Genomic DNA, 11,998 nt, shown 5'->3' with positions numbered 1-11,998 from the left:
AATAGCTTTGTTCTTTGATAGATATAAACGAAACATATCTGGATGGTCGTACACTTGTATGATATCCTGCCATCCAATATTAGTCCGTTGATAGAGCCCTTCGTTACTAACTATATCCCTTATTTCGTTCTTAAGAAGCTGCTCACTTTTAAACTCATTTCGCAAACGGAATCTGAGTGTAAGAATAAGCAAAAGTGTCATGCTCTTTTATAGATTGGTAACATCGTTTATAGTCGGATCTCCCCATCCTTCTTCATGAATAGCATTTTGTGTAAAATATTTGGATGTCCATTATTCTTACAATAAGCTTTTCTGAATTCTTTGGCAATAAAAACAAACCGACTATTACATAACAGATGGAATAGAGTTGATAATTTATTTATCCGAGTTACAAAATAAAAGAAAACGCAAGAACTTTTGAGAAGCTCATGCGTTTCATATTATTTATGACTTACAAATACCTCTTATGAATCTTCTTCCCGTCATACGTAAAGACAATTTCACGTTCACTCAGCACCGTTTCCAAATGCACCGATCTTCCCCATAGCTGATGTAAGTAAGGGAGAGTTTTCTCCAGATATTTTGTATCCAGTTCAATATCCTCATACCAATGAGTCAGATAAAGCTCTCCGTTCTTAAGATAATCTCCGTCAGTCACTGTAATGTAAGGAAATCCGCCATTTACACGACTGGAGATAAGCTGATCACGGACCGCTTCCCACTCTTTATCGACAATTTTATAGTCGCGTCCCTTCTTTTGGAACAAGTACATGTCCTCGCGACTTGCCAGCTCTTTTGTGAGATAGTTTCGTATAAAGGAAATATCGGATTCAATCTCCCGCACCTCGAACATCTTTTCCCGACCGCTGTTTGGCTTAACTCCTTGTAATTCACGCATGTCTTCTGTTGGATTGTTGTATCGCTCTTCGATATCTTCAAAAATTTTTATCCCTAAATAGTAGGGATTGATCTGCGTTTTTGATGGCTGAACGACGCCTGCGTTCAGTTTGGCAAATTCGATTGCTTCCTCCTCTGTGAGATCCATTTCGCGAATAATCCTTTGATGCCAATAGCTCGCCCAGCCTTCGTTCATGATCTTCGTTTCCAATTGTGGCCAGAAATATAGCATTTCTTCACGCATCATCGTGAAAATATCACGCTGCCAATCCTCAAGTTCACGACTGTATTCTTCAATGAATAGAAGTATATCTTTTTCGGGATGTGGAGGTAGCTTCTTCTTTTTCTTAGCTAACTCTCGTCGGCTTGGCTTCACTTTTTCAGCTTCGTCAAGTGTCCAAAGGTCGTCATACGGACTTTCTTTCGGATCATCGTCATCTTCATCTAACCAGATGTCCTCTTTAGACCATGAGAGCTTGGGTCTTACAAGACTTGGATCGATATGTTCTTGAATCGCCATAACAGCATCCAGAAACTGTTCTACTTCTTCTCGCCCGTGAACCATTTCATAGTGAGCTACACGCTCTGCTGTGGCTGTCATACTTTCGACCATATCTCGTCGTGTGTTAGAAAACCGGACGTTATTTTTAAAGAAATCACAGTGTGCTAAAACGTGGGCAATGATCAGTTTGTTTTGAATTAACGTATTTGTATCGAGTAAAAACGCGTAACAAGGATCGGAGTTTATCACAAGCTCATATATTTTACTCAAACCCAAGTCATATTGAAGCTTCATTTTATGGAACTGCTTTCCGAAGCTCCAATGAGAAAAGCGCGTCGGCATACCATAGGCTCCAAAAGTATAGATAATATCAGCTGGGCAAATTTCATAGCGCATCGGGTAATAATCTAAACCGAAACCATCCGCTATTTCCGTTATTTCATCAATCGTCCTCATTAGCACTCTATCGCGATCATGATCACTCATGTAGTTCCCCTCCTATATCCTCGTTACTTCAGTTTATGTGCGAATAGGCTTAAGGATGATGAAATGATGGCAAGTGTTCAGTTGTTGTTTATTCAGCACCTATTTTGAAGACATTTATGTTGAATTGGCATGCAATTCGATATATACTTACTTAGGTAAGTAAAAAAATTAGTGATGATGCGAAGGTTGGGATCGTTGTGACATTGTTATATGGTCATCTAGTGAATCAAACGGCTCGTAAGTTTAAGAAAAGATTAAATGAACACCTTTCTCCTCTTGAACTTTTTAGCTCTCAGTGGGGAATTATTTTTTATTTAGCACAGAAGGAAAAAGTAACACAGATAGAAATCAGCGAGTATCTAAACGTGGAAGCACCAACGATTACACGGACTTTGACTCGACTTGAGGAGGAAGGCTGGATTCAGAGAGAGGCTGGAAAAGACCGGCGTGAACGTTTTGTTATGCTATCACCAAAAGCAAAATTACGTTATCAAGACTGGCTTCATGCTTCACATAACATGGAAAGAGAAGCTATTTCTGGTATTAATGAAAATGATTTAACGGTTTTCAGACGTGTGCTCAAGCAAATTAATGAAAACTTAGACCGCGACTAAGATTAACTAGAGAAAGAAGGATTAGAGTGGGGAAATTAAGGTTTAGTGACATGAAAGCTCGAAACAGAGTGTATTTTAGTTTACTTAAATGGTTGGTATTTTTGTCTGGAATCTTTATTCTCGCTCTTGGCGCCTCATTGATGATTATATCAGCTCTAGGCGCAGCGACTTGGGATGTCCTTCACATCGGAATGTCCTATAATACCCCATGGTCAATAGGTTTATGTGTTCAAATTCTCGGGCTGTTTATGGTTCTTTTTACGTACTTGATTGAAAAGAAAAGGCCTCGGTTAGGTACCTTTGTTAATGTAATCCTTGTTGGTTTTTTTATCAACCTTATTTTAGCCATCCCCTTCTTCAATGGGGTATTTCCGTTGTGGGAACGGACGACTTTTCTTTTCCTCGGCGTTTGTTTAATGGGCTTTGGAGCTGGAATGTATGTTGCGTCTACTTTAGGTGCAGGACCTCGGGATGGTCTTACACTTGCTTTGGCTGAGAAAACCGGGCTTTCCATTCGCCTTGTACGATCAGTACTTGAGTTACTTGCTTTAACAATAGGCTGGCTTTTAGGGGGGCCAGTGGCAGCTGGTTCATTTTTGTCTATCATCTTAATTGGTCCAGTTTTGCAAGCTTCTTTAAGATTTTGGAGAAGGCGCCTATCAATAGTGGAACAAAGCTTGGTTCCCTTGCACCCACAAGCTACAGAGAGGCAAGAAGCGAGTGGGTCATAGTTTTTTATGGGAGACTTTTTATTTTTTTCTCACATTGCTACGTTACTCACGCTCACCTCATTTAAACAAACCAGAAGATACCAAGTAAAAACATCACAAATGATCCAACAATACTTAGCCCAATATATATAAAAGCTTTTTTGTATTTTTGCTCATGAATAAGTGTAGTCGCTTCGACGCTAAATGTAGAAAACGTCGTGAAAGCACCGAAATAACCGATGCCTAATAGTAAAAACCATGGATTGTCATATTCGAACATCGGGATACCACCGAAAAGGGCACCAAAAAAAACACCAAGCCCAAGAGATCCGAGTAAGTTAACGATAAGCATGGCTATAGGAATCGGTGATTTAGGATATTGCTGCTGTATTTTCAAGCCAAGCAAGTAGCGGCTAACGGCTCCTAGTCCACCCCCAATAGAAACGAGAAAGAGATTAATCATTTTCAACCGCCCCCATTCGTTTCGCATAGGCATCACTTAAGGCAAAACCAATCATGGCAACGAGTAAACCGCCAAATAAAGATAGCGATGTATAAAGTGCAGCGCTAAGCATCGAGTTGTCACCTGCTAAAGCATAAGCATCAGCAGCGAGTGTTGACATTGTCGTTAAACTGCCACAGAAGCCAACGCCCAGTCCGGCTTTCCATACTTCATGTGATTTGCGGTGAATCAAGTAGCGCGTGAGGACGCCTAATAAAAAGCTTCCAATGATGTTTTCGGTCAACGTACCGATTGGATAAAGTGTGAACATCGTCTGGACGTTAATGAAGTAGCGGACCGTTGTTCCGAGGGCACCGCCTATAAATATTGCGATGATTAAATACCAATTAATCTTCATTTCATTCTCCTCGCCAAGCATCTTTCTGTTTCAACTTTATAAAATTAGGCAGAGGTTTTCAAGAGGAAGGCAATTAGCCGACTCTCACAGAGAGCCGGCTATCAAAATCTACTCCTCTTCGGCTGGCACAAAACGCATTACATTTACTCCGGCATCCTCTTCTTCTTTTTCATAAATCACCGGGTATAAGTCACCTTCAAGCCACGTTTCAATTTGATCATCGTAGTGAGGGGAGAGAACTTGACCGGACTGACCAGGCATGACGATATCCTGGGCTGGCTCTTCAAAGCTTAAGTCAGCGACAAAGCGCCATCCAGCTCCGTGGCGAACACGCCCTGTTTCTTCATCATAGGAATGCGCTCCTGGTGTAGCTCCACTTCCGCCCACCTCCCATGCGCCTAAATTAAATAAATGATTGAGAGGCCAGACCCCGCTTAATGGATGGGTGATCGTCATTTTATGCCAGTCACCCCACGCCCATTGCTCTACCCTACTTCCTTGTATCTCTTTTACGGTAGCAACAGCATCCGAAAAGGTTTCCTCGACAAACACCGTGAAGTCTCGATGCCATTCATCATCTAAAAAAGCAAACATCCTCCCTTCTTCATCGTGCGCCGCTTTGTGAATCGTGTCGTGAATAACGAGTGCGCTTGAGTACGGAAAATCGACAATGTTTTCAAACATTCTCTCACCAAATTGGTTATACCATTGATGCCAGACGAGAGCAGCTCCAGAGTCAGCACTCTCAACATAATCCCATTCCATTAGAAGTTCGAGGGCAGCTAATTCTAACTCAGTCAACTCTGAATCACCAATCTCATCAACCAGTAAGGGTAAAAGAGAGCGAGCCTGAGTGTTTAAAAAGTCGTGCTGCATTTCCTTTGCATGCTCCAACGTAAACGGTTCTCCGGAAACAATTTGTTCTTGGATCATTTCATCCAAACGCTCTGCTCGGTATGGGTAAAAGCTGCGCCCAATTTCGTAAGGATATTCATCATCTACCGGCTTGTTGTTTGCAGTCATAATGTATCCGGATTCAGGATTAACAATTTGCGGCAATTCATCGATTGGAATAAAACCGTCCCATTGATAATTAGGATCCCATCCTGGGATAGGAAGGAGCCCATCTGAATTTTGCCGGTTAGGTAACCGGGCCTGACCGCGGTAGCCAATATTCCCTTTTCGATCTGCAAACACCCAGCTTAGCGCTGGTGTTACAAACTCATCTAGACCATTCATAAATTCATCTACATTCGTTGCACGATTCAACTTTAAGACACCGTTCAGTTCTTCACCGGCTTCACGGCCAGTCCACCGCAAGCTCATTGCATGGTAAAGAGCTTCTGAATTGATAACGGGCTCCTCGCCCTCCTCCTTATCATGAAACAGATGGCTCATGATTGGTCCATTTCGGGTAATTTCAACTTGTTCAACATGAGATTCACCACCATCGATTGCAATCACTTCTTCGATAACTTCGGCTTCCTCCCATTCCCCGTCATATAAATAGTGATGAGCTTGATCGGGGTGGGCCTCTTCTAAATACAAGTCTTCCTGGTCCACCGACATCGAAGTCACACCCCACGCAAGCTCGTCATTATGCCCTAACACGACACCTGGAACGCCGGGTACAGTGACGCCAACTGAATGAAAGTCACCTTCTAAGTTTAGGTGAGTTTGATACCATACACTCGGAATTTCCAATCCTAAATGAGGATCATCAGCTACTAATGGGAAACCGGATTCGGTATGTTCTCCACTAATTGCCCAGTTATTGCTTCCATTAAACTCGGATGGTGCAAAAGCTTTCAGTGAATTTAGCGCGCCACTTTCAAAAGGCATATCTTCAATATCCACCTGCTCGTAAATTGTTGGAAAATGGTCGTCAACATGATATTCCGGAAACAAAAACTGCGCATCATCACCTAGAGCTTGAACAAACTGATAGTTCTCGATTTCGTTTCGATGATTTCCCGTTAAGGTATATCCCATATACTTGACGACAATCGCTGAGTCCTCTGGTGTCCAGGGGTCAGGCTCATAACCGAGAATACGGAACTCAAGAGGCTGGTTTCCCTCAGGGAATACTTCATCAATATAAGCCGTCACACCTTTTGAAAAAGCATCAACCGCTCTGGAAGTTTCATCGTCGAACTTTTCGATTGTAGCCTCAATATAACGGTGCATGCCATATGTTCGGAAAAAACGATCGCTATCTAGAGCCGCTTCTCCAACCACTTCAGCTAAACGCCCACCAGCAAGGCGACGGGTCATATCCATTTGAAAAAGACGATCTTGAGCAGTCACGTAACCTTGCACGTAAAACAAATCTTCTAAATCAGTCGCATTAATTTGTGCTACACCTCGTTCATCTCGTAGAACCGTTACTTCTTGTGTTAGCCCATTCATCTGTTTTTCTCCTTCTAAAACGGGGTGACTTTTAGTAATAAACCAGTACCCTGTTCCAAGTGCAACTATGGATAAAAAAAGAAGCACTCCTACAAGTACAACGACGATTTTTACCCAACGTCTTTGAAACAACGGCATTCTCTTTCTTTCGAGTACTATTCCACGTTCCATTTTCTCCCCCTGTATAAACATTTTGATCTTGTTATCATTCGATTTGGAGAACCGTTTCTCCTTTTCACTCGGAGAAAAAATCATTTTCATGTTGACAGGCAGGGAACATATCCTTTATCATAGCAAACAGCTTAAAAAATTCATTCCTCGTTAGGTGAGGCTCCTGTACGGAGATACGCTACTGCCCAAAAATGTCCAAAGACGCCAATGGGTCAACTGGAATCATCGACATAAGGTGTTTCCTAATGTAGCTGGCATGCCTATGCCGTACAGTGCTAAAGCTCTACGAATGGAGGTTAGTGACCCAAAACACAACGTTATTTGCTATGCATGTAACACCTTCGTTCGTAATGAATGAAGGTGTTTTTTATTTGAAGTTATAAAGTATATAAAAATTCCAGGAGGTGGTGTGGAATGGACCCCGTGCCCATATCATATAGGCGTTTTGTCACTATCCAATTAAGAAATAATAAAATAAGAGCAAGGACCGTTCCCACCGGTAACGGCTGACCTTGCTAAAAGGGGGCTGACCTTATGGTTAAATTAACCGAGCAAAATCGCGAACAATACGCTCAGTTTGTCTTGCAAGCATTAAATACAGCGGATATTCAAAAGTTTCGCGATTTATTTTTAGAGCTTCATCCACAGGATCAACTGGATTTTTTCTTAGACTTAAATAATACACAGCGTCAAAATTTATACGAATACCTTTCAGCAGAAGAATTTGCTGAGATTTTCCAGGAACTTGATTTAGAAGATCAGAAGCAAATCATTGAAGAACTCAATCAGCACTACGCTCAAGATATGGTTGGTGAAATGTCTGCCGATGATGTAGCCGACTTTTTAGGCGAGATCCCAACTAAACGATCCAATGCCATCCTCGAAGGACTTGAGGCTAAAGACGCTAAAGACATTCGCGAACTTCTCAGCTATGAAGAGGAAACCGCGGGTGCAATCATGACTAAAGAGTTTATCAACATTTCAGCGGACTCATCGATACGAGATGTGATTAAATTATTGCGTAAGAAAGGGCCCAATGCGGAGACCATTTATTATTTGTATGTGGTGAACATGAAGCACGAGTTAGCAGGCGTTGTCTCCTTGCGTGACTTGATCATCGCAGAACCTGATGCGAAAGTGGAAGACGTGATGAGTTCTCGTGTCGTTTCTGTAAAAACAGGAGATGATCAAGAAGACGTGGCGAACTTGATTAAAAAATATGATTTCCTAGCAGTTCCAGTCGTCACTTCCCATAACACACTCGTAGGCATTATTACGGTCGATGACATTATTGATGTTATTGAAGAAGAGGCTACCGAAGACCTTGGTGAGTTTGCTGCATCACGAGGTGCTACAGACATAACGCTCTCTCCCTTTACGGCAGCTAAAAAACGAGCACCATGGATCATTTTGCTTATGTTCTTTGGCATGATTACCGCCAATGTTATCGGACAATTTGAAGAAACATTAGAAGCCGTCGTGCTTTTAGCCGGATTTATCCCATTAATAATGGACTCCTCAGGGAACACAGGGACACAGTCGTTAGCTGTTGCAGTACGTTCCCTAGCTTTAGGCACACTCGAGCGTAAAGGTATCGGTAAAATGATTCTTCGTGAGTTTAGCACAGGAATCATGCTCGGATTAATGTGTGCTGCTGTCTTAATGATTATTGTGCCAATCCTTCACGGTAGCGTTTGGCTAGCCTTTATTGTAGGTGTTTCAATCTTTATTTCGCTTAGTATTGCTACTGTAATTGGTACGATTGTACCGCTTATCATTAATAAAATGAAGCTCGATCCTGCGATTGCTTCAGGCCCGTTTATTACAACAGTTAACGATATTATCGGTTTGCTTATTTATTTTTCCATTGCCACGACATTACTCCATTTACTTTAAAATATGACAAGAAAAGCGCAAGGCTCCTTTACCCGACGACATGCAAATGTTCTGTCCGATCAAAAGTGCTTTTTACTTTTGATCGGGCAGGTTATTTGACACGATGGCTCCTGGAGCTAGACACAAACGTAAATTTTTATATTTCTGAACTATAAAAAATCGAGTAGACTATGTGCTACTCGATTTTTTTATTAACCTTCTAACCCTTTAATCTTTTGCACCGTTTGTTCATCTAATGCACTGATCACTTGAACAAGCAGATCAACGGCGTTATTCAAGTCATCGAGGTGAACCATAGACACATGACTGTGAATATAACGGGAAGGAACACTTACGACGAGTGTCGGGACACCACTTCCTGCAAGGTGGAATTTACCTCCGTCTGTTGCTCCACCTGTCATAAGCTCACGTTGAAAGGGAATGTTATATTCTTTTGCGATATTAACGACAAAATCGCGCAGTTTTCGATGTGGAACCATTGAACGGTCAAGAAAACCGAGAATGGGTCCATTTCCAAGCTCCAGATTTGCCGCATCCTGGTCCATTCCTGGTGTATCCCCTGCCACACCGACATCTGTCGCAAAAGAAATATCCGGTAGGATTGTTTGAGCGAGCGTTTGGGCACCTCGTAGACCTACTTCTTCTTGAACGGTTGCACCTGAGAAAAGCTGGTTCGGAAGCGAACTTGATTGTAGTTTTTCTAAAACTTTCAGCGCCACATAACAACCAGCACGGTTATCCCATGTACGGGCTAAAAGTGTTTTTTTGTTAGGTAAGACCTCAAACGGGCAAATCGTTGCCACTGGATCCCCGACTTCAACGCCGAATGATCGCGCCTCTTCGTCACTTGAAGCCCCAATATCGATAAACATTTTATCAATTTTAAGTACTTTTTTTCGCTCTTCTACACTGAGGACGTGGGGCGCCTTAGAACCAATAACCCCTGTGAGGTCACCTTTACTTGTGAGGACCTTCACCCGTTGAGCGAGCATGACGTGTCCCCACCATCCGCCTAGGGCTTTGATCTTCAAGAATCCTTTTTTCGTAATATTGCTTACAATAAAGCCAACTTCATCTAAGTGTCCGGCGAGCATGATTTTCGGTCCGCTGTCGCCAACTTTCCCTACGATGCTTCCTAAATTGTCGGTGGTCGTCTCGTTAGTAATGGTTTTAATTTCCCGCTTCATCAAATTATAAACACGGTCTTCAAAGCCAGGAAGACCTTCTGTTTCGGTTAGTTCTTTCATGAGTTGATAGGTTTTATCATCCATAATCGTGTCGTCACCTCTTTCACGTTTAGTATGTACAAAAATTTAGCGGACATGAGGTGACCTTTGAATAATACTTTTTTTATAGATTGTGCTACAACAAACCTTTACGATATTACTTTTATCAGCGGAAATGTTCAAGATATCGATCATTCGATAAATAACGACAGAACCTTCACAAATATTAAAAGCTGCCTCTAAAAAGAGACAGCTCAATTGTTTTATTTCACCATCATAATCGGTGCTTTTACATGCTTCATCACTTTATGACTTACGCCACCTAATATGAAGGTTTGTAATTCGTTGCGGCCGCGACTTCCCATAACGAGACAGTCGTAATCGCCATCGTTCACATATTCAATAATCGTTTCAGCTGGCGTTCCGTGCAGAATTGTGACTTCGTAGTCAATTCCTTTGTTAAAAACCTTCGCTTCAAATGCTTGCAACATTTCTTTGCGTTTATACGCAGCTGTGTCAGAATCTCCATATTTTAGTACATCTGATTTGGACGTATTTGCATCCACCACATACAATATTTCAATCGTAGAGCCTTTTGAGAGTTTGGCTAGCTCCATTGCTTTTATTGTAGCACGATGAGAGTGTTCGGAACCGTCTACAGCTAATAGAATATTTTCAAACATAGAATGTCACCGACCTTTTAGTGCCCTGAAGCTTTACTCAAGCCGCCAATGCGGTCCATGAGTATAGAGCTTTCTTTGTTCAATCCTTCAATTTTCACTTTGATTCCGCGTGACTCGTATTTCGCCTCGATTTTATCTATAGCACCGACTGCAGAGTCATCCCAAAGATGAGCCCGACTCAAATCAATGATTACTTCATCGACAATCACATCATAGTCAAATTTTGCGAGAAATTCTGTCACAGAAGCAAAGAATATCTGACCATCAATATGGTAAGTCAGACTTGAGGAACTTTCATCGAGCTGCTTCTCTACCTTTACCTTAGAAATTTTAGCAGCAAAGAAAATGGCGCTCAGTATGACCCCGGCAAATACCCCTTTTGATAAATCATGCGTATAGACAACCGTTCCCACTGTAACGATCATAACAAGAGCATCGGTACGAGGAACTTTGTGGATATTCATGAGAGAACTCCAGTCAAATGTACTGATTGAGACCATGATCATAACTCCAGCTAATGCAGCCATTGGAATTTGAACAACAAGATTGCCCAGCACAAGAATTAAGAACATCAAAAACACACCGGCAACTAAAGAGGATAGTCGTCCTCTACCACCTGACTTTACGTTAATAACGGCTTGTCCAATCATTGCACAACCAGCCATACCACCAAAGCAGCCTGTAACCATATTCGCAATTCCTTGACCACGGCTTTCTTTGTTTTTATCACTATCCGTGTCGGTCATATCGTCAACAATTGAAGCTGTGAGTAGCGACTCTAGTAAACCAACCATAGCTAGAGCAAGTGAATATGGCAAAATAATCATGAGTGTTTCAAGGTTTAACGGAATACTTGGCAATGCAAAAATTGGAAGTGTCGAAGGTAGTGCCCCCATATCTCCAACTGTCCGTACGCCCGCATTCATCATAATGGCAACAGCACTGACAATTATAATCGCCACTAGCGGTGACGGTACTGCTTTTGTAAAACGTGGGAGAATGTAAATAATCGCCAATGTTAAAGCCACTAAACTATACATAATCCAGGTTTCTCCAACAAAGTGTTGTAACTGTGAGGTAAAAATCAAGATCGCCAAGGCGTTTACGAAGCCGATCATAACGGAACGTGGCACGAACTTCATTACACTTGCCAGCTTGAAAACACCAAAAAGAACTTGAATAATACCGGTTAAAATCGTCGCTGCGAGTAAATATTCCAACCCGTGATCCGCCACGAGTGTAATCATTAGTAACGCCATCGCACCTGTAGCACCGGAAATCATCCCCGGTCTTCCGCCTACAAAAGCAATGACAACCGCAATACAAAAAGCAGCATAAAGCCCTACCATAGGATCAACGCCTGCAATAATCGAGAACGCAATCGCCTCTGGAATGAGAGCTAAAGCAACAACAACACCTGCAAGAATATCTCCTCTCACATTGCCAAACCATTCATTTTTCAATTTTTCTGTGTAACTCAATGTTGCACCTCTTCCTATTAGCTTTATAATATGACTTTCGACTCTCACGAAAGTCGGGGCCGT

The 11,998-nt window shown here is 42.0% G+C and carries 10 protein-coding genes and 1 riboswitch; of the genes, 3 read left to right on the top strand and 7 right to left on the bottom strand.

Features of this window, described 5'->3' with window-relative positions; genetic code table 11:
* Positions 1-451 precede the first annotated feature (451 nt).
* A complete protein-coding gene (locus tag CDZ94_RS19385; RefSeq protein WP_425352548.1) occupies positions 452-1,885 on the bottom strand; it encodes a SpoVR family protein in 1,434 nt (477 codons plus the stop codon).
* Between the two features lie 197 nt (positions 1,886-2,082).
* Between CDZ94_RS19385 and CDZ94_RS19380 the strand changes: the two genes are divergently transcribed.
* Together CDZ94_RS19380 and CDZ94_RS19375 are read left to right on the top strand one after the other, a co-directional pair.
* Positions 2,083-2,499, top strand: coding sequence for a MarR family winged helix-turn-helix transcriptional regulator (locus CDZ94_RS19380; protein WP_096439953.1), 417 nt, complete (start codon positions 2,083-2,085; stop codon positions 2,497-2,499).
* A gap of 26 nt (positions 2,500-2,525) precedes the next feature.
* Complete coding sequence (locus CDZ94_RS19375; protein WP_232735794.1) at positions 2,526-3,230, top strand: YczE/YyaS/YitT family protein; 705 nt, start codon at positions 2,526-2,528, stop codon at positions 3,228-3,230.
* 61 nt (positions 3,231-3,291) lie between these two features.
* Here the strand turns inward: CDZ94_RS19375 and crcB are convergent, their stop codons facing one another.
* The 3 genes from crcB to CDZ94_RS19360 all read right to left on the bottom strand — a co-directional run bounded on the left by crcB (position 3,292) and on the right by CDZ94_RS19360 (position 6,649).
* Entirely contained in the window at positions 3,292-3,672 is a 381-nt protein-coding gene (gene crcB / locus CDZ94_RS19370; protein ID WP_232735795.1) for a fluoride efflux transporter CrcB, read from the bottom strand.
* Positions 3,665-4,069 (bottom strand): fluoride efflux transporter FluC, encoded by a 405-nt coding sequence (locus CDZ94_RS19365; RefSeq protein ID WP_096439951.1) that lies wholly within the window; start codon positions 4,067-4,069, stop codon positions 3,665-3,667. Before CDZ94_RS19365 ends, crcB begins: the two co-directional genes overlap by 8 nt.
* Before the next feature lie 108 nt (positions 4,070-4,177).
* On the bottom strand, positions 4,178-6,649 hold the full coding sequence (locus tag CDZ94_RS19360; RefSeq protein WP_157911787.1) for a penicillin acylase family protein: 2,472 nt from the start codon (positions 6,647-6,649) through the stop codon (positions 4,178-4,180).
* Positions 6,650-6,788: 139 nt separating this feature from the next.
* Positions 6,789-6,950: riboswitch (M-box (ykoK) riboswitch) on the top strand.
* 233 nt (positions 6,951-7,183) lie between these two features.
* Between CDZ94_RS19360 and mgtE the strand changes: the two genes are divergently transcribed.
* Positions 7,184-8,545 (top strand): magnesium transporter, encoded by a 1,362-nt coding sequence (gene mgtE, locus CDZ94_RS19355; RefSeq protein ID WP_096439947.1) that lies wholly within the window; start codon positions 7,184-7,186, stop codon positions 8,543-8,545.
* A 191-nt stretch (positions 8,546-8,736) separates the two neighbouring features.
* On the opposite strand, the gene CDZ94_RS19350 is transcribed toward mgtE, so the two are convergent.
* The 3 genes from CDZ94_RS19350 to CDZ94_RS19340 all read right to left on the bottom strand — a co-directional run bounded on the left by CDZ94_RS19350 (position 8,737) and on the right by CDZ94_RS19340 (position 11,935).
* Positions 8,737-9,816: a M42 family metallopeptidase gene (locus CDZ94_RS19350; RefSeq protein ID WP_096439945.1), complete on the bottom strand. Its 1,080-nt coding sequence runs from the start codon at positions 9,814-9,816 to the stop codon at positions 8,737-8,739.
* A 218-nt stretch (positions 9,817-10,034) separates the two neighbouring features.
* Complete coding sequence (locus tag CDZ94_RS19345) at positions 10,035-10,454, bottom strand: universal stress protein (protein ID WP_096439943.1); 420 nt, start codon at positions 10,452-10,454, stop codon at positions 10,035-10,037.
* A gap of 17 nt (positions 10,455-10,471) precedes the next feature.
* Positions 10,472-11,935: a SulP family inorganic anion transporter gene (locus CDZ94_RS19340; RefSeq protein ID WP_245415763.1), complete on the bottom strand. Its 1,464-nt coding sequence runs from the start codon at positions 11,933-11,935 to the stop codon at positions 10,472-10,474.
* Between the last annotated feature and the right edge of the window lie 63 nt (positions 11,936-11,998).

This window comes from Alteribacter populi, from assembly GCF_002352765.1.
In the GTDB taxonomy this organism is placed as follows: Bacteria; Bacillota; Bacilli; order Bacillales; family Salisediminibacteriaceae; genus Alteribacter; species Alteribacter populi.
The sequence above is the reverse complement of the archived record's forward strand: the minus strand, read 5'-3'. Positions and strand labels throughout refer to the sequence as shown.

Bases quoted from the DNA above. Each gene is read 5' to 3' on its own strand.
- CDZ94_RS19385 (WP_425352548.1), bottom strand. From the start codon at position 1,885: ATGAGTGATCATGATCGCGATAGAGTGCTAATGAGGACGATTGATGAA.
- crcB (WP_232735795.1), bottom strand. From the start codon at position 3,672: ATGATTAATCTCTTTCTCGTTTCTATTGGGGGTGGACTAGGAGCCGTT.
- CDZ94_RS19365 (WP_096439951.1), bottom strand. From the start codon at position 4,069: ATGAAGATTAATTGGTATTTAATCATCGCAATATTTATAGGCGGTGCC.
- CDZ94_RS19360 (WP_157911787.1), bottom strand. From the start codon at position 6,649: ATGGAACGTGGAATAGTACTCGAAAGAAAGAGAATGCCGTTGTTTCAA.
- mgtE (WP_096439947.1), top strand. From the start codon at position 7,184: ATGGTTAAATTAACCGAGCAAAATCGCGAACAATACGCTCAGTTTGTC.
- CDZ94_RS19350 (WP_096439945.1), bottom strand. From the start codon at position 9,816: ATGGATGATAAAACCTATCAACTCATGAAAGAACTAACCGAAACAGAA.
- CDZ94_RS19345 (WP_096439943.1), bottom strand. From the start codon at position 10,454: ATGTTTGAAAATATTCTATTAGCTGTAGACGGTTCCGAACACTCTCAT.